Genomic DNA, 17,736 nt, shown 5'->3' with positions numbered 1-17,736 from the left:
TTATAGAGGAGCTAATAGGTGAGGCTGAGGTAGCTCGTAGGTCTACGGAGGAGGTAAACGTTGCGATGGGGGAGACGGCATCTCGTGCTGAGTCTACGAGGATGCAGTTGAGGGAGGCGGTTGAGGAGATAGTGAAGGTTAACGATGCGATACAGAACATAGCATCTGTTACTCAGCAGCAGGCTGCTTCTACTGAGGAGATGTCTGCTGCTTTAGACAGTATAACGAAGAATGTGGCGGATTTAGCGGGCAACATAGAGGTTATAAGTAAAGCTGCGGGGGACAATTCTAAGGCGGCGGAGCATTTAGCGCAGGAGGCACAGGGTGTATCGGAGGATGCTGAATATATAAGGAAGCTTCTATCTGCTTTTAAACTTAAAAAAAGCGAGGAGGTTAAGGAGATAAAAGCGGTAAGTTCTTGAAGAGAAAAAGGGGGGCGGGGTATCTCGCCCCCCTTTTTGTTTCTTTTCTTTATTAGGGTGTAAAAATTTTTCTGATTGAAGTAATCTATCAGGAACTTGAAACTTCTTTCTCATAATACTAAAATAGATTTATGAATTTTAGCCGGAGAGGGGGAGTTGTGAATATGGCTGTTAAGGCTGCGTTCATATTCGTGGTGCCGGGGTCAAATCCTGAAAGAGACAAGGCGGTCGTTAGGAATGAGCAGGTAGAGCTTCATGTAGCTGGTGTATCAAGCTATGAAGAGGGTGCTGAGCTCGCTAAGAAATTTGTGGAGCAGGGAATAACATGTATAGAGCTGTGCGGTGGGTTCGGAAATGAGGGAGTAGGCATAGTCGCTAAGGCGGTTAGAGGGAAGGCGCGCGTCGGGGTTGTGAGGTTCGATCTTCATCCAGCTCTTGATAACAAGAGCGGAGATGATCTTCTGCTCTGATGACCCTTAAAAGATTTGCTATCGAGTTAGGTATGGGGGTGGATCTTCACGGCGAGGATTGCACTAAAGCTGCGGTAAAAGCGGTAAAGGACGCTATATCTCGCGTATGCTTAAGCGGTCTTGTGGAGATACTGAATGTGCTCCTCGATGAGATCCTCATTGAGGTTATTCTTGGAGTGCCGGGAGGAGGTGAGGTCAGGGAAGAAGAGGTGAGAAAAGCGCTTCCCATAGGTAAGGTGGAAATTAGGGTTGTGGAGGGAGGTCTTAGGGTCCCCGGGATTTACGTTCCCGCATTTGGTGAGACTTCTAATATAGTCGTGGTTAACGCCTGCGTTGTGGTTAAGGTCCCGGGAAAATGGCGGTAGATTTTTAAGGGGGGAGAGGCTTTGAGCGACGAGAAGCTATGGCTGGAGATGTATACCACGATGTTAAGGATCAGGCGGTTTGAGGAGAAGGTAGTGGAGCTTTTTGCGCAAGGTAAGATCCCAGGATTCGTTCACTCTTATATAGGTGAAGAGGCGGTGGCTGCCGGCGCCTGCGCAGCCTTGGAGCCTACGGATTATATAACGAGCACTCATAGAGGTCACGGGCATCTCATAGCTAAAGGCGGAGACTTAAAATATATGATGGCAGAGCTCTACGGTAAAAAGACCGGTTATTGTAAAGGCAAGGGGGGTTCCATGCATATAGCTGATGTTGATCTTGGAATTCTCGGAGCTAATGGAATAGTTGGGGCTGGTATACCAATAGCTACTGGCGCTGCGCTTTCGAGCTATCTTCAGAAGAATGGAAGGGTGGCTCTATGCTTCTTTAGCGATGGCGCTTCTAATAGAGGAACTTTTCACGAGGGGATAAATATGGCTTCAATCTGGAAGCTTCCCGTTGTTTTCCTTTGTGAAAATAATATGTATGGCATATCCATGCCTCAAAAAAGAGGAATGGCTATAGAGGATATAGCTGATAGAGCCTCCGCTTACGGGATACCGGGAGTTGTCGTTGACGGAAACGATGTCATAGCGGTTTATGAAGCCGTTAAAGAGGCCGTGAAAAGGGCTCGTTCGGGTGGAGGTCCCACTCTTATAGAGGCTAAGACCGCGCGCTGGAGGGGACACTTTGAGGGAGATCCGCAGATCTACAGAACCCCTGAGGAAATAGAGGAGTGGAAGAAAAAGTGTCCTATAAAACGCTTTGAGGAAAAGCTTCTAAAGATGGGGGTTTTGAATGAGGAGAAGATAAAGGAGATAGAGGATATGATCGCAAAGGAAATAGATGAGGCGGTAAAGTTTGCTGAAGAAAGTCCCTATCCTGAGCCCGAAGAGGCACTCGAGGATGTTTACGCTTAGGGGGTGCTCAAGATGAGAGAGATCACTTACGCGGAAGCTATAAGGGAAGCCTTAAGGGAGGAAATGAAGCGCGACGAGAGAGTCTATATTATAGGTGAAGATGTGGGTAGATTTGGAGGATGCTTCGGGGTTACGAAGGGATTGTGGGAAGAGTTTGGAGGAGAGAGGGTAAAGGACACCCCCATAAGCGAGACTGCGATAATAGGCTCATCCGTTGGTGCCGCTGCAACTGGAATGAGACCCGTTCCGGAGATAATGTTCTGCGACTTTATGGGCGTTGCCATGGATGAGATAACGAACCAGGCTGCGAAGATGAGGTATATGTTCGGTGGTAAAGTAAAACTTCCCATGGTTGTCAGAACCCCCGTAGGAGGAGGTCTTTCCGCTGCCGCTCAGCACTCACAGAGTCTTGAGGCGTGGTTTACACATCTTCCCGGTTTGAAGGTGGTAATGCCTTCCACTCCCTATGATGCTAAGGGATTGCTGAAAGCCGCGATAAGAGATGATAACCCCGTTATATTCCTTGAACATAAGATGTTATATGGGGTTAAAGGAGAAGTTCCAGAGGAGGAATATATCGTTCCGCTTGGGGTTGCAGATGTAAAAAGAGAGGGGAAGGACATAACGATAATAGCTACCTCTATGATGGTTCATAAGTCTTTGGAAGCCGCTAAGGAGCTTGAAAAGGAAGGAATAAGCGTTGAGGTTATAGATCCGAGAACGCTTTATCCTCTTGATGAAGAGAAGATACTCGAATCCGTCAAGAAAACCCACAGGGCTATAGTCGTTCACGAGGCGGTTGAGAGGAGCGGTTTCGGGGGAGAGATCGTTGCCATAATTATGGAGAAAGCCTTTGAATATCTTGACGCTCCAGTGAAAAGGGTCTGCGCTAAAAATACCCCTATACCTTTCTCCCCACCACTTGAGAACTTTGTAATACCTCAGGTTAGTGATATAATAAAGGCGGTTAAGGAGATGGTTTGATCCTTTGAATTCTAAGAGCGAGGGGACGGTTTTCCTCTGCATGCCATGGAGGGAACGTCCCCCGCTTTTATTTTGAGCTTTTAAAGGAGGCAGATTTTTCCATGGGCAAAATAGCTATAATAGCTAATCCAGCTTCAGGCAAAGATATAAGAAGACTCGTTGCTCACGGTTCAGTTTTTGATAATAATGAGAAGGTAAACATAGTTAAAAGAATGCTTTCTGTGTTTGATGAGCTTGGCATAAAGAAGGTTCTTTTCATGCCGGATTATTTTCAGATAGGAGCTAAGGCTTTAAAGGAGCTTGGGAGAGTGAACCTCTTGGTTGAAATCGTGGATATGGATGTTGATTTCACGCAGGAGGATTCAACGAGAGCCGCTTCCATCTTTGAGCGTGAAGGAGTTGATTGTCTTATAACTCTCGGTGGTGATGGAACAAATCGCGTTGTTGCCAAGGGACTTTCTCCTCAAAGTGAAGTCCCCCTTCTTCCTATATCTACTGGAACGAATAATGTTTTCCCTTATATGATAGAAAGCACGGTTGCTGCCTTAGCTGCTTCAGCTATAGCCAAGGGCATCGTTTCTAAGGAAGAGGGATGCTATAGGGTGAAGAGAATCGAGCTTTTCAAGGATGGGAAGCTCAAGGATATAGCCCTTGTTGATCTCGTATCGCTTGATTGTTCTTTTATAGGATCCCGTGCAATATGGCATCCCGAGGAAATAAGGGAAATATTCTCCACCGTTGCAAAGCCGGACTCTATAGGAGCTTCCTCCATAGCGGGCTTTTTAATCCCCACGGATGAGATGGACGATAGAGGAGTCTATGTTGAGCTCGGAGAGCCTGGAAGAAAGGCTTATGCTCCCATAGTTCCTGGCGTTGTCAAAGAAATAAGCGTCAAAGCTTTTAGGGGAATTCCTCTTAATTTGAAAATCCCGCTTAAGCTAAGGAAGGGAGTTATAGCGCTCGATGGTGAGCGCGAGATCGATTTCACCGAGGGCGATTGGAGGGTTGAGATAACAAGGAGGGGACCCCTTGTTGTTGATGTTAAAAGGGTTTTAAGGCTCGCGAGTGAAAGGGGTTTTCTCAAAGTTGAGTAGCTTTAAGGACTTTAGCCTTAATGATGCGCTAAACTATGATAGATGGTATAGAAGCATAGAGGGTGAGTTCGTCCTTGAGAGAGAGCTTGAGCTTATTTTAGATGAGCTTGATGAGCGTGGAAGCCTGCTTGAGGTTGGCTGTGGAACAGGTGTCTTCATGGAGGAGCTCAGGAGGCATGGTTTTAAGGTAGTAGGGGTCGATATATCGGAGCCCATGATCGAGGTAGCCAGGAGGAAAGGGCTGACGGTGGTTCTCGGAGATGGCTCTCGCTTGCCATTTAAGGATCATTCTTTTGACTATGTTCTTTTCATAACATCGCTTGAATTTATGCGTGATCCTGAAAGTGCGCTCGCTGAGGCAAGAAGGGTAGCTAAGAGAAAAGTTCTCTTAGGGTTGCTCGGCAAAGTGGGCCCGATCTATTGGGTAAGAAAGCTAACGGGTGAAAAACTCGCTCTGAGCGGAAGGTACTTTAAGCGCCGGTGTCTTGAGAAGATGATGGAGCGGAAAGCATCCGCACGCGGAGTCCTCCTTTTTACCCCTTATTTTTCAATAAAAATCCCCTTCGCAATGGGAGATTTCTTCCTCTTAACTTTCAAAGTGTAAAGGAAGTTTTTTCCGAGGCAAAGAACCACCAGCTTTACTTTGCAAAAAGGCTGGGATATACTTTATCTTGAGGAGGTGCTTTAGGTGTTTCCGCTAAAGGCTGATCTTCTAAGGAAGTTTAATAAATTACCTGCCGATATTAAGGAAGCCTTTATAAGCTTTCTTGAATACCTTGAGTTTCTTTCTCGTAATATGGTTAGAAGAGAGGATTTTAGTGAGCTTAAGGATATTATAAAGCAGCTTGCTGAGGCTCAGTCTCGTACGGAAGAGCGTTTGGAGCAGCTTGCTGAGGCTCAGTCTCGCACGGAGGAGCGTTTGAGGGAGTTAGCTGAGGCTCAGGCGAGGACTGAGCGTAGGTTAGAAGAGCTTGCAGAGGTTCAAGCGAGATCGGAAGATGAAATAAAGGAGCTTAGGCGAGCGATTGTGAATCTTACGGAAGCTCAGTCTCGCACCGAAGAAGAAATACGAAAACTCTATGGTTCTTTAGGAGATGTTAGAAGGGATCTCGGTGGTCTTGCCCGGAGCGTATCCTATGCCCTTGAAAATGAGGCTTATAAGAAATTGCCTGTCTTTCTTAAGGAAAGGTATGGTATAGAAGTTCTCGAAAAGATAATACGCTTTGAGATTGATGATGAGGAGATAAATCTATTTGCGCGTGGTCGGAAGAATGGAGAAAGCATTATTATAGTGGGCGAATCTGTTATGAAGTTCACGCGCTTGCGTGAGATAAAACCTCTTGAGAGAAAAATAGAGAAGATAAAGAAACTGTATAAACATGATAATGTAGTAGGTATAATCGTAACCCACTTTGCGCGTAAAGCTGCTAAAGAGGGAGCTAGCAGAAAAGGCTTTATAGTTGTTCAGAGCTTCGAATGGTGAATCGCTTTTTCTATTCTCTCTAAGCCTTCTTTGAGTATTTTCCTTGGGGTTGCTATGTTTATGCGGATGAAGTTTTCTCCTCCGGGTCCGTAGTTTGCACCAAGGTTTACTGCGACATGAGCCTTTTCTATAAATAGCTCCCATAGCTCCTTTGGAGTCATTTTCAGTTTTTCACAGTTAACGAGGGGGACATAGGTTCCCTCAGGAGGCATAAGCTCGAGCTCGGGTATCCTTTCTTTAAGAAAGTCATCCAGAAATTTTAGGTTTCCCTCGAGGTAGGAAAGAAGCTCGTTTAGCCATTCATCCCCATGTTTGTAAGCTGCCTCAAGGGCTATCATTCCGAAAGTGTTAGCTTCTCCTATATTGAGGGCTTTAAGGACGGCGTTATACGCTTTTCTTATGTTTTCATTGGGTATTATCGCCACGGATGTTCTTAATCCCGCTAAGTTGAAGGTCTTGCTTGGGGATATAAAGGCTATGCTTCTTTGAGCTATCTCATCTGAGACGGTTTGAAGCGGGATATGTTTGTATCCCTTGAAAACGATGTCGCAGTGTATCTCATCTGAAAGCACGATGAGGTTGTGTTTTAAACATATCTCGCTTAAGGTTTTAAGCTCCTCTTTCGTCCAGACTCTGCCTCCCGGGTTATGCGGACTGCATAATATAAGCATTCTCGTTCTATCGTCTATTTTTCTCTCGAGATCCTCAAAGTCCATGACGAAGCGATTTCCCTCAAGCCTAAGCGGGTTGTAGACGAGCTGTCTTCCGTTTTCGAGTATGCTTCTTCTAAATGGGGGATATACTGGGGGCTGAATTATTATCTTATCTCCCGGCACGGTCAATGCTAATATGGCGACATTAATTCCAGGGATAACTCCTGGAGAATGGCTAATCCATTCCCTTTTTATTTTCCAGCTATGGCGCCTTTCAACCCATCCGATTATCGCCTCGTAATATTCTTCGAGTCGGTGGGTATAGCCGAATATGCCGTGTTCCACCGCCTTCTTAAAAGCTTCTACTACTTCTGGAGGAGCTTTAAAGTCCATGTCCGCTACCCATAAAGCTACTAAGTCTTCTCTTCCGAAGAACTCCTTTAAGGCGTCCCATTTCTCGCAGCCCGTGCCCCTTCTTTCGATTACCTCATCAAAGTTAAATTTGAGCAAAGTTAATTCACCCCCTCTGCGAATTAGCATACCATGAAAACTAACCGCCGTAAAATTGTAATTTAGAGGGATTTTAACAAAAATGAAGAGGTGAAAGCAAGGAAGCGTTTTTAAAGATTTTTATTTTAAGTTAGGAGTGTTTTTGAATTGGTATATGCGCCCAAAGTAGTGTATAATATATCATGCAGTCCTATCTTAAATCTTAATGGAGGTGGTCGATGATATGCTTAAGAGGCTGGGAATAGCGGTGATGCTCATAGCGTTCCTCGGCGTGGTGTTAATGGGAAGCACGGCTTTCGCGGTTATGAGGCTGAAGCTCGCTAACGCTGGTCCGGCTGACCCCAGTGATAGAACCGTTATAGCGGTTGATATCTTTAGAAATTATGTTTACACGAAGACCAAGGGAGCCATAAAAGTGGATGCTTTTCACGCCTCTCAGCTCGGTAATGAGAAAGAGATCCTGGAAGGGTTGAAGATCGGATCCATCGAGCTTGGCACTATAACTACAGGGCCTATACCAACTTTGTTTAAGCCTATAATGGTATTTGATATACCCTATCTCTTTCCCAATAAGTGTGTGGCTTGGGAGGTATTAGATGGTCCCTTCGGACAGAAGCTTATGAAGGAAATGCTTAAGAAGACCGGTATTCGTTGTCTTGCTATAAGCGAGAATGGGTATAGGCACTTCTTCACCATTAAGAAGGAGATACATTCTCCCGCTGACATGAAGGGGCTTAAGATCAGAACGATGGAAAATCCGGCTCACATGAAGTTGGTCGAAGCGCTCGGTGCTTCTCCTACTCCTATAGCCTTCGGGGAGCTTTATATGTCGTTGCAGCAGGGGGTCGTTGATGGAGCAGAGTGTCCGATTACGCTCATTAATAACATGAAGTTCTATGAAGTATCTAAGTACGTGGTTTTAGATGGACATCTTTATAATCCTCTTATAATGTTCATAAATGAGAGGGTATGGAATAAGCTAACGGAAGATCAAAAACTTATAATGTTTGAGGGAGCTCAACTCTTTAAGATTGCACAGAGAGCTTTAACTGAAAGGCAGGTTCAGACGGGCCTTATCCATCTTAAGAAAAAAGGCATGAGGATATACGTTCCCACTCCGAAGGAGGCAAAAGAGTTCAGAGATCTTTCTCAGCCGGTCGTTCTTAAGTATGTTAGGAAGGAAATCGGAGATAAGTGGGTAAATGAGGTCATAAATGCTGTTAAGAAGGCAGAGGAGAAGGAGAGGAGGATGATACAGTAAGTCTACTTCAAGAGGTTAGTTTTTATTTTACTGCTTGCGAAAATTTAAGAAGGGGCAGAAAAACATTTTCTGCCCCTTTTATCTTATAGAGGGGGTGTGATTAGACTTAGTAATGAGAGGATTAAAGGGCTTAATAGATGTTTTTGATAGGATAGCGAGATGGGGGATAATATCTCTCATGGCTTTTATGAGCGTTCTTGCTTTCTCCGCGGTCATCTTTAGATTTGTCCTTCACAATCCTCTTACTTGGTCGGAGGAAGCTGCGAGGTACATGATGGTCTGGGTAACATATCTCGGGGCAGGAATTGCGGTGAAAAAAGGGAGACATATAGGCGTTACCATGTTTATAAACAAAATGCCGAAGAAGCTGCAGAAGGGGCTGATCTTTCTGTCAGAGATAATAGTAATGGTTTTTCTAATAGCTCTTGCCTACCAGGGGTTTAATCTACTGCTTACCTTGAGAACTCAAACTTCCCCTGCGATGGGCTTGCCCATGGTTATACCCTATTTTGCGATACCTTTCGGGTGTATATATATGTTTCTTCACGTTCTTGATATGTTTCTTTCAAGATCGTTTCAGCTTCTTTCAACTGCGGATATCGAGCTTAAAAGGATAGAGGAGGAGAGGGGAAAATGATTACGTTGATGGTCATCGCGTTTTTGATAACTTTTATTTTGGGTATCCCGCTTGCGTTTGTGCTTGGTATTACGGGTTTCGTTTGCATCTTCGCTATGGGAGTACCTTTACAGGTTGTAACTCAGAGAATGTTTACAGGTATAGATTCCTTTCCTCTTATGGCAGTTCCTTTCTTTATCCTTGCTGGAGAGCTGATGAACCGAGGAGGAACAACTATAAGAATAATAAGGTTTGCTAACAGCTTGGTTGGGCATATAAAGGGAGGCTTAGCTCACACAAATGTTGTGGCTAATATGCTTTTCGCGGGGATAAGCGGTTCAGCCGTTGCCGATGCTTCTGCTATAGGTTCCATAATGATTCCCGCAATGGAGAAAAACGGTTATGAGACAGATTTCAGTGCAGCTCTTACCTCTGCAGCTGCCACGATAGGCCCTATAATACCCCCAAGCATCATTATGGTTATATATGGTGTTTCAGTTGGGGTTTCTATAGGAGGGCTTTTTGCTGCAGGCTTTATTCCAGGGGTTATGCTGGGGCTTGCGCTGATGTTCGTGGTATTTCTTGAGTCGAGAACGAGAAACTATCCTGCAGTTGAGAGCTTTTCCTTAGGAAGGGTATGGGCGGAGTTTAAGAAGGCTTTTTGGGCTTTACTGTCCCCGATAATCATTCTTGGTGGGATACTCTTCGGCGTTTTCACTCCCACTGAAGCTGCTGCTGTTGCCGTTATATATTCATTTATAATAGGCATGTTCATATTCAAGGAGCTTAAGTGGAGGGATCTTCCAAATATCCTTCTTCAAAGTGGTATAACCATGGCTGCGATATTGCTTATAATTTCCATGGCTAATGTGTTTGCTTGGGTTATAGCTGCTAACATGATCCCTTATAAGATAGCCATGGCTTTTCTTTCCATTTCCCATAACAAGTACGTTTTTCTTCTAATAATAAACATATTCCTACTTATAGTGGGGATGTTTATGGAAACCGGTGCAGCGATAATAATACTCGCGCCTATTCTTGCTCCAATAGCTGCCAAGGTGGGAATACATCCTCTCCACTTTGGGTTTATGATGGTTCTTAATCTTGCAATAGGAATGGCTACTCCACCGGTTGGAGTATGTTTATTTGTGAGCTGTGGGATAACCGGTTTATCGCTCGAGAAAATTGCATCAGCGGTCTATAAATTCGTTATAGCGGAGATAATAGTTTTGGCTATCGTGGCTTATATAGAGCCGATATCGCTTTTCTTACCGAGACTTCTCGGCTTCATAAGGTAAAGCTATCCTCTTCTCATTCCGAGATATCATACTTAACGAGAAGCTGGCTTAGCGAGTCTATCCTCTGGTAGGCTTCTTTCTTCTTTCTGCTTCCAAGCGCAGCGACGAGAGCGTCGCATACTGCGAGGAGGGGTATAGCACTGTAATGTTTTGTTCTTTGAGGGGCTAAGAGTATCTCCGTTGCAAGTGGGGCTACTACATTCGAGAGCGTGTTCGTGATTAATATAATTGGTGTTCCCTTGCCATGAGCATATTCTACGGCATAAATAGTTCTCTTTGTGTAGCGAGGGACCCCTGCCATAAGAGCTATAAGGGCATCATGGGCGTTCATATCGATCATTACCTCAAACATCATATCAGTCCCGCCATAGTCTACTAAGAATACATCAGGTGTGATTTGAAGAAGCAATGCATGAAGATAAAGAGCTATGCCTCTTGTAGATCTTAAGCCTATGATGTAGATCCTCCTCGCCTCAGACAGTCTTTCAATGGCTTTAGGAAAAGAGCCGAGGAGCTGTTCGTTCATCACATCCTTAAGAGCTTTGATATTCTCATTTATAACTTCTCTTACGATTTCATTTTCTTTAAATGCTCCCAAGGCGTCTCGTATTTTGTTTAGAGGAAGCGCATAAGAGCTTGAGGCTCGCTCTCTCAACTTATCTTTAAGGGCCTTGTAGCTTTTAAATCCCAGGTTTATTGCCATTCTGTGAACGGTAGCGGGGCTCGTGCCCGTTTCCTTGGCTAATTCTTCAGCGGTTAAGAACGCGATTCTTGGGTAGTTATCGAGAATGTAATCACAAACTCTTCTCTGTCGCGGGGGTAACCCCTCTTTGGCATTCATCATGTATTGGAAGATATCTTCCTCTTTCATTTAACTGCCCTCCATTAGTTTTTCCCTTTTGACCTATTAAAGATAGCATTTACTTCAGTGCTTGACAAGATCTCGGTTATTTGATATCTTCAGTATGAGAGATTTTCTTTCTATATAACCTAAGTATGAAAGAAAAACTATCAAAAGGAGGGGAATGGTGTGAAGTCCAAGAGGTTGGTTGCGTTGCTTCTCGTGGTGCTTCTCTTAGTTGGAGCACATGCCTCGGCGGCAGTCGAACGCCTCTCTCTTGCTACGGGGGGAACTGCAGGTACTTACTACCCTATAGGGTCTGCTATTGCCTCCATTGTAACTAAGTATGTCCCCGGCATCGAGATAACTGCTGAATCTACTGGAGCATCCGTTGCTAATCTCAAGATGCTCAGAGCAAAGCGCGTCGATCTTATATTAGCTGCTGCTAATACTGCTTGGGGTGCTTACAATGGACAGCCTCCCTTCGATAGAAAGCCTGTGAAGAACGTTCGTGGAATAGCTTGCCTTTATCCAGAAGTTTTTCAGTTCATAGTGAGGAGAGATTCTGGCATAAAAACTCTATATGATCTTAAGGGAAAGAAGGTAGCCGTTGGAGCTCCGGGAAGTGGAACGGAGAGAACCGCAAAGATGGTGTTGAAGGCACATGGCTTGACTTATAAGGATATAAAACCCCAGTTTCTTAAGTTTGGAGAGGCTGTGACTGCGCTTAAGGACCGTGTTATAGACTGCGCCATTGTAGGATCCGGTATACCAACTTCAGCGGTTGTGGATGTTTCAACGATGATAGATATTTATCTGTTGAGCGTGGATAGAAAGGTAATGGAAAATTTCTTAAAAGGCAGGCCCTATCTTACGCTGTTTACCATTCCGCCAAATGTATATAAAGGAGTGAAGGAAAAGGTTCTTACAGTTGCAAGCCCTGCGCTTTTATGTGCTCGTGAGGATTTAAGCGCGGACACGGTTTATAAGATCGTCAAGGCCGTTTTCGAACATCTTGATGAGTTGGCGGCAGCGCATGCTCAAGGTAAAAATATAAAGCTAAGTACCGCTTTGAGCGCGATGTCTGTGCCTTTGCACCCTGGAGCAGAAAGATATTATCGCGAAGTAGGGCTTATCAAATAAGCTTGTTGCCTCGCTTTTCTGAATCTGGAAGGGGGAAGCTCTTTCCGCACGGGGAAAAGCTTTCCCCTCTTTATTAGTTTAAAGGGGTGTCTTTGAAAGATGAGAGAATTTTCTCTGCGAAAAATTTTTATCATCGTGCTTTGCTCTATTGCTGTCATGCTATTTGCTTATCCATTAACGGTACTTGAAATCTACAGCTTGGATAGAAACGATGTAGTTTTTAGAAAGGAGGTTTATCCAGACTACGTTTTCGCAACTCTTATAAGACACTCGGTTCATCTTTCCCCGGTTTATGAGTACTATCTCGTAAGTCTCAGTGGGGAGATCGTTTTGATAGGCACAAAAATTCAGGATCTTGGATGGGGCGTTCCCTCGACCTTTGAGGAAGACCTTATCTTCAAAGATAGCTTTATGGTCATAAGTGGACTCCATAAACATATGAATTTTATTCCCTTCAGATTAAGTAAGGTGGCTAATCCACGTCTTATATTGTGGGACGGGACGATACTTTATCCCTTAAGAAAACTTGAAAACTGGGATAGATTAGATATCTATGTTAAGGAATATCCCTGCTTTATTCTCCTTTTCAAGGGAGAGAAGAACGAGCTTATATAAAGAAGGGAGGTAAAGATATTGGATTTACCCAAGGAGAGGTCGGAGACCAGAAGAAATCTTATGGGGTTAGCGAGAAGAGTAGCCTGCGGAATAGCGGTAGCTATGTCTCTATTTCACCTTTATTCCTCCGGTTTTGAGATGCTTCCTCAGATGCAACATCGTGCGATTCACCTTGCTTTTGCTCTCGCTTTAACCTTCTTCTGGTATCCCTCTTCCTCTCGAGAGAAGGAGGGGAGATTACCTTGGTTTGATATATTGGCGATATTCCTTTCGCTTTCGGTTGGAGCCTATATAGTCTTGGACTATATGAATATAGTTCTGCGAGCTGGTGAGCCATTGCCAAGAGATTTGATACTGGGAGCTATAACTATTCTTATCGTTTTGGAGGCGACTCGTAGAACGATGGGCTGGCCTCTCGTTATAGTTGCGTGTTGTTTTCTCGCCTATGCTCTTTTTGGACATCTTATACCTGGGGATCTGGGGCATAGAAGGTACGATCTTTCACGTGTTATAGAGCATATGTTTTTGACAAGCGAGGGAATTTATGGGGTGGCTATATATGTGACATCTACCTTCGTGTTTGTCTTTATACTTCTTGGAGCCTTTCTGACCGAAACGGGGGGAGCGAGATCATTTATAGATCTCGCGGTTTCCATTGCAGGTAAATATAGGGGAGGTCCTGCAAAGGCTGCCGTTATCGCGAGCGGTTTAATGGGGACAATTTCAGGAAGCTCCTTTGCCAATGTTGCCGGTACCGGTACCTTTACCATCCCTCTGATGAAGAGCATAGGTTATAGACCTGAGTTCGCTGGAGGCGTTGAAGCAGCGGCATCGGCAGGTGGACAGATAATGCCCCCTATCATGGGAGCTGCCGCTTTTATAATGGCGGAGATGACTGGTATTCCCTACGGGAAGCTTATTATCCATGCGGCTATTCCCGCGGTTTTGTACTACCTGTCCGTTTTCTTGATGGTTGATATAGAGGCTATAAAGCTAGGATTGAGGGGAATTCCATCTGAAAAGCTTCCACGCTTTTTGGAAGTGGTTAAAAGAGGGGGATTTCTTCTTCTCGCCCCTATTACTATATTTTACATGCTGATAGCGGGATACTCTCCCATTAAGGCCTCCTTCGCTGCTGTTATGCTTGTCATAATGGTTAGCTTCTTGCGTAAGGAAACGCGTCTTAATCTTCATGGGTTCATTCGGGCTCTTGAAATGGGAGCGATAAATTCTTTAAGCGTTATAGCTGCATGTGCGTGCGCAGGCCTGATCGTTGGTACGGTTACGCTAACCGGCTTGGGATTAAAGTTTGCGGATCTCATAGTTCAGCTTGCAGGGGGACAGATATATCCAGCACTTTTTCTAACGATGGTGGCCTCCATAATAATGGGAATGGGCATGCCCACAACTGCGCTTTATATCATCCTTGGTTCTATGGTAGCTCCGGCTCTCGTTAAGCTCGGCGTCCCGGTAGTTGCAGCTCATCTTTTCATCTTTTATTTTGGTTGCATGGCTGCTGTTACGCCTCCAGTTGCTCTTAGCTCATATCTGGCTGCTGCGATAGCCAAGGGAGATCCTGTGAGAACCGCTTTAAACGGGCTTAAGCTTGCCTCTGCTGCGTTTATATTGCCGTTTATCTTTGCTTTAAATCCTAAGCTGGTCCTGGTTGGCGCCGGCTTTGTAGATGTCATGGTGGTTGTTGGTACGGCTGTGCTCGGGATCCTCGCTTTAGCGGGATGTCTTGAGAGCTATTTCTTCGGAGAGATAAAAGCTTATCAGAGGGTAGCTCTGGGGATAGCTGCTCTTGCTTTACTGCATGCTGGAACTTTTTCTGATCTTATAGGTATGGCTGTAGTTTTACCCATATTTGTGAAACAGATTCTGTATAGGAAAAAGGCATTGGGAGGGTGAATAAAGATGCATGAGGTTGCAATATTAGGTGCAGGGAGCGGTGGAATGGCTATAGCTGCGGTCTTGAGTAGGGAAGGGTGCAATGTGAGATTGTATGACAAGTATGAAGATGCCATCAGGGGGATCGCTGAAGCAGGGGGGATAACGCTTCAGACGGAAGATGGAGAAGATTTCGTTCGCGTAGGGCTTATAACAACCTCTATTGAAGAAGCTATAGCAGGAGCGGAATTGATACTCATTATAACACCTGCCTTTGCGCACAGGGAACTTGCGGTTAAGTGCGCTCCTTTTCTCGTCAATGGGCAGATGGTTATCCTCAGTCCGGGAAGAACTGCTGGTGCTCTTGAGTTTTATAACGCGGTGATGAACGTCAATCCTCAAGCGGATTTTACGGTAGGTGAGGCTCAGACTCTTGTTTATGCCTGTAGAAAGACGGCGCCATCTCGCGTTAGGATTCACAGAGCAAAGAGAAAAGTGCGCATAGCTGCTATGCCTGCTATCAGGACGGGTGAGGTTATAGAAAAGATAAGTCAATTTTTCCCCGAGTTTGAGCCTGCCGAAAACGTTCTTGAAACCAGCCTGCTAAATATAGGAGCCATATTTCATCCTGCTCCTACCATACTTAATATAACCCGTATAGAGAGAAGGGAGGAGTTTGAATTTTACATAGATGGCATAACACCATGCGTTAGCCACATTCTTGAGGCCCTTGACAGGGAGAGAATTTCCTTAGCTGAGGCTTTTGGAGTTCCAACTTTAACGGCTAAGGAGTGGCTTCGTGAGACATATGGGGTAGAGGGTGAGGAGTATGAGCCACTTTACGTTTTAATCGGGAGACAGAAAGGCTATCATGGCATACTGGCTCCTCAAGAAGTTTTAACGCGTTATATCGTTGAAGATGTTCCAACTGGGCTGGTTCCCCTTTCAGAGCTTGCGAGTATAGTGGGTGTTCCAACACCTCTCATGGACGCGGTAATAGCTATTGCGAGCGTTATACATCAGAGGGATTATAGGAAAATAGGCAGAAACCTACACTCCTTGGGGATCAGTGGAATGTCTTTGGAGGAAATTCTATCGCTTGTGGAGAGAGGTGCGGCTAAATGCCGATAGAGAGGGTTTCGGTATTGTTTCTTTCTCAGGAAGATGTGATAAAGTGTGGCGTCATGGATATGAGGATGATCATTGACGAGATAGAGAGGCTTTTCCTTCTTCACTATAGTGGGGAGACAATCTCACCCCCAAAGCTTTCTCTGCGATGGGGAGATATAGAGTCGGAGTCGATAAGGGGTAGGTTTAACGCTATGCCAGGATATATAGGGAGTAGCGTGAATATTGCCGGTATAAAGTGGGTTGGGAGCAAGCCACTTAATCCCAAGAGATATGGGCTTCCACGAGCATCGGCAATTATAGTGCTTAATGATCCTGAAACGGCTCTTCCGCTTGCGATCATGGATGGAACCATAATAAGCGCCATGAGGACAGGAGCGGTAAGCGGAATTGCTCTGAAGTATCTCTCTCCATCGGAAGCTGATGCTTTGGCTGTAATTGGAGCAGGAGTGCAGAGTAGAACCCAGCTTATGGCATTGATGCATGTTTGCCCTTCCATAAGGAAGGTAAGGGTCTTCGATATTTATCCCGAAAGGGCCAAGAGTTTCGTAGATGAGGGAATCAGGAAATATGGTGAGATTTCCTTTGAGGCGGTTTCCTCTCCGAAGGAAGCTGTTAAGGATGCGGATGTAGTGATAACTGTGACAACGGCGATGAAGCCTATAGTGAGGTCAGAGTGGGTGAAAAGGGGAGCTCTCTTAATTAACGTGGGAAACCATGAGTATGAATCGAGAGTGGTTTTGGAAAGCGATAAGGTGGTAGTTGATGACCTCGAAGCTGTCATCCATAGGGGGGTTCAGACGGTAGCGGTAATGCTTAAGGAAGGAATAATTTCTCGAGAGGATATTTATGCTGAGCTCGGGGAAATAGTTGGGGGAGCTAAAAAAGGCAGAGAAAACCCAGCAGAAACCATTTTTTTCAGCGCGGTGGGAATGGGAATTGAGGATCTCATCGTGGCTAAGAAAATATATGATACCGCGCTTAAGAAGGGGATTGGAACTGAACTTGTCCTTTGGGAAAGACCTGTCTGGGTTTAGAATCACATCCCTCCCGCTTGATTTTTCCCTTCTTCTTCATTATAATTAAAGTTGGTGGTGCGGATATAGCTCAGGTGGTAGAGCATCGGTTTCCCAAGCCGAGGGTCGCGGGTTCGAGTCCCGTTATCCGCTCCACCTTTTATTTTTTTCTTTTTTATTGTAAAATAAGTTTCAGGAATTAAGCGATCTCCCTTGAGAAGGAGGGAAGCGCTCAAGATGGAGAGACTCGAAGGGGCAAATGCAAGGGAGGAATGGAGGGGAGAGGTTTTAAGCTATATAAAGCAGAGAGAAGAAGAAAAAAGAGAACGTGTGAAATATAGCGAAGAGGAGCTCTTAAGCGAGATAAGAAAGAAGTGGCTTAAAGTACTTGACGAGCTTAAGAACGGAGACAAGATAGTTTTCGCTTATTTCAGGGGGGCTGAGCCTGTTAGAGTCTCCTTTGAAGATAGCTCAGTTAGAGTATTTTTCAGGCATCTTGATGTGAGCTTTATAGAGTATGTTGAAGATCCCAAGATAAAGGACTTCATTCAAAAGGTTTTTCAAAAAGTTCTTGGATTGAGGCTTCCTATATCGTGTGCTTTGGAGTCGAGAAGCTGGGAAACCGTTCGTGAAGAGGAGATATAACTCGCTTAACGAGTATTTTAAGCGCAGGTATGGTAAAAGAGTACAAAAGATAACCTTAGATGCTGGTTTTTTTTGCCCTAATAGGGATGGAAGGTTAAGCAGAGGCGGGTGCATTTTCTGCGACGAAAAGGGCAGCGGTAGAGGAGAATATGGGATATTGTCCCTCAGGGAGCAAATAGAGAGAGCTTATAAGTTCTTGGGCAGAAGATATAAAACAAACCTTTTTATGCTTTACTTTCAAGCCTTCAGTATTTGTGAAGGCTTGAAAGTAAAGCATAAAAAGGTTTGTTTTATATCTTCTGCCCAAGAACTTATAAGCTCTCT

The 17,736-nt window shown here is 44.8% G+C and carries 20 protein-coding genes and 1 tRNA gene; 19 read left to right on the top strand and 2 right to left on the bottom strand.

The window, feature by feature from the left end; translation table 11 throughout:
• From J7M13_01665 to J7M13_01630, 8 genes are all read left to right on the top strand, one after another.
• Positions 1-422: hypothetical protein (locus J7M13_01665; protein ID MCD6362697.1), on the top strand; the 422-nt coding region annotated here is incomplete at its 5' end.
• A 164-nt stretch (positions 423-586) separates the two neighbouring features.
• Positions 587-892: a hypothetical protein gene (locus J7M13_01660; GenBank protein ID MCD6362696.1), complete on the top strand. Its 306-nt coding sequence runs from the start codon at positions 587-589 to the stop codon at positions 890-892.
• Positions 892-1,257, top strand: coding sequence for a Lin0512 family protein (locus tag J7M13_01655; protein ID MCD6362695.1), 366 nt, complete (start codon positions 892-894; stop codon positions 1,255-1,257). Before J7M13_01660 ends, J7M13_01655 begins: the two co-directional genes overlap by 1 nt.
• Before the next feature lie 48 nt (positions 1,258-1,305).
• Complete coding sequence (locus J7M13_01650) at positions 1,306-2,235, top strand: thiamine pyrophosphate-dependent dehydrogenase E1 component subunit alpha (GenBank protein MCD6362694.1); 930 nt, start codon at positions 1,306-1,308, stop codon at positions 2,233-2,235.
• A 12-nt stretch (positions 2,236-2,247) separates the two neighbouring features.
• Positions 2,248-3,219, top strand: coding sequence for an alpha-ketoacid dehydrogenase subunit beta (locus J7M13_01645; protein ID MCD6362693.1), 972 nt, complete (start codon positions 2,248-2,250; stop codon positions 3,217-3,219).
• 101 nt (positions 3,220-3,320) lie between these two features.
• Positions 3,321-4,313: an NAD(+)/NADH kinase gene (locus J7M13_01640; protein MCD6362692.1), complete on the top strand. Its 993-nt coding sequence runs from the start codon at positions 3,321-3,323 to the stop codon at positions 4,311-4,313.
• Positions 4,306-4,917: a class I SAM-dependent methyltransferase gene (locus J7M13_01635; GenBank protein MCD6362691.1), complete on the top strand. Its 612-nt coding sequence runs from the start codon at positions 4,306-4,308 to the stop codon at positions 4,915-4,917. Before J7M13_01640 ends, J7M13_01635 begins: the two co-directional genes overlap by 8 nt.
• 84 nt (positions 4,918-5,001) lie before the next feature.
• On the top strand, positions 5,002-5,796 hold the full coding sequence (locus J7M13_01630; GenBank protein MCD6362690.1) for a hypothetical protein: 795 nt from the start codon (positions 5,002-5,004) through the stop codon (positions 5,794-5,796).
• Here J7M13_01630 and J7M13_01625 read toward each other — a convergent pair.
• Positions 5,778-6,989 (bottom strand): pyridoxal phosphate-dependent aminotransferase, encoded by a 1,212-nt coding sequence (locus J7M13_01625; GenBank protein MCD6362689.1) that lies wholly within the window; start codon positions 6,987-6,989, stop codon positions 5,778-5,780. The genes J7M13_01630 and J7M13_01625 overlap by 19 nt on opposite strands.
• A gap of 220 nt (positions 6,990-7,209) precedes the next feature.
• Here J7M13_01625 and dctP point away from each other — a divergent pair, with 220 nt between their 5' ends.
• From dctP to J7M13_01610, 3 genes are all read left to right on the top strand, one after another.
• Positions 7,210-8,220, top strand: a complete 1,011-nt coding sequence (dctP, locus tag J7M13_01620) for a TRAP transporter substrate-binding protein DctP (GenBank protein ID MCD6362688.1) — start codon at positions 7,210-7,212, stop codon at positions 8,218-8,220.
• Between the two features lie 112 nt (positions 8,221-8,332).
• A complete protein-coding gene (locus J7M13_01615) occupies positions 8,333-8,857 on the top strand; it encodes a TRAP transporter small permease (GenBank protein MCD6362687.1) in 525 nt (174 codons plus the stop codon).
• Positions 8,854-10,134: a TRAP transporter large permease gene (locus J7M13_01610; protein MCD6362686.1), complete on the top strand. Its 1,281-nt coding sequence runs from the start codon at positions 8,854-8,856 to the stop codon at positions 10,132-10,134. The genes J7M13_01615 and J7M13_01610 overlap by 4 nt, the downstream gene beginning before the upstream one ends.
• A gap of 13 nt (positions 10,135-10,147) precedes the next feature.
• Here the strand turns inward: J7M13_01610 and J7M13_01605 are convergent, their stop codons facing one another.
• Entirely contained in the window at positions 10,148-11,005 is an 858-nt protein-coding gene (locus J7M13_01605) for a MurR/RpiR family transcriptional regulator (GenBank protein MCD6362685.1), read from the bottom strand.
• A 159-nt stretch (positions 11,006-11,164) separates the two neighbouring features.
• Between J7M13_01605 and J7M13_01600 the strand changes: the two genes are divergently transcribed.
• The 8 genes from J7M13_01600 to J7M13_01565 all read left to right on the top strand — a co-directional run.
• Entirely contained in the window at positions 11,165-12,118 is a 954-nt protein-coding gene (locus J7M13_01600) for a TAXI family TRAP transporter solute-binding subunit (GenBank protein MCD6362684.1), read from the top strand.
• A gap of 99 nt (positions 12,119-12,217) precedes the next feature.
• Entirely contained in the window at positions 12,218-12,733 is a 516-nt protein-coding gene (locus J7M13_01595) for a DUF1850 domain-containing protein (GenBank protein ID MCD6362683.1), read from the top strand.
• Positions 12,734-12,793: 60 nt separating this feature from the next.
• Positions 12,794-14,644 carry a TRAP transporter permease gene (locus J7M13_01590; protein ID MCD6362682.1) on the top strand — a complete coding sequence of 617 codons (1,851 nt, stop codon included), beginning with the start codon at positions 12,794-12,796 and terminating at the stop codon, positions 14,642-14,644.
• A 6-nt stretch (positions 14,645-14,650) separates the two neighbouring features.
• Positions 14,651-15,754 (top strand): NAD/NADP octopine/nopaline dehydrogenase family protein, encoded by a 1,104-nt coding sequence (locus J7M13_01585; protein MCD6362681.1) that lies wholly within the window; start codon positions 14,651-14,653, stop codon positions 15,752-15,754.
• A complete protein-coding gene (locus tag J7M13_01580) occupies positions 15,745-16,788 on the top strand; it encodes an ornithine cyclodeaminase family protein (protein MCD6362680.1) in 1,044 nt (347 codons plus the stop codon). Before J7M13_01585 ends, J7M13_01580 begins: the two co-directional genes overlap by 10 nt.
• Positions 16,789-16,847: 59 nt before the next feature.
• Positions 16,848-16,923 (top strand) — tRNA-Gly (locus J7M13_01575).
• Between the two features lie 81 nt (positions 16,924-17,004).
• Positions 17,005-17,412 carry a hypothetical protein gene (locus J7M13_01570; protein ID MCD6362679.1) on the top strand — a complete coding sequence of 136 codons (408 nt, stop codon included), beginning with the start codon at positions 17,005-17,007 and terminating at the stop codon, positions 17,410-17,412.
• The coding region (locus tag J7M13_01565; protein ID MCD6362678.1) for a TIGR01212 family radical SAM protein at positions 17,396-17,736 on the top strand (341 nt) is incomplete at its 3' end. The genes J7M13_01570 and J7M13_01565, both read left to right, overlap by 17 nt.

The organism is Synergistota bacterium (assembly GCA_021159885.1).
Taxonomy (GTDB): Bacteria; Synergistota; GBS-1; order GBS-1; family GBS-1; genus AUK310.
The sequence above is the reverse complement of the archived record's forward strand: the minus strand, read 5'-3'. Positions and strand labels throughout refer to the sequence as shown.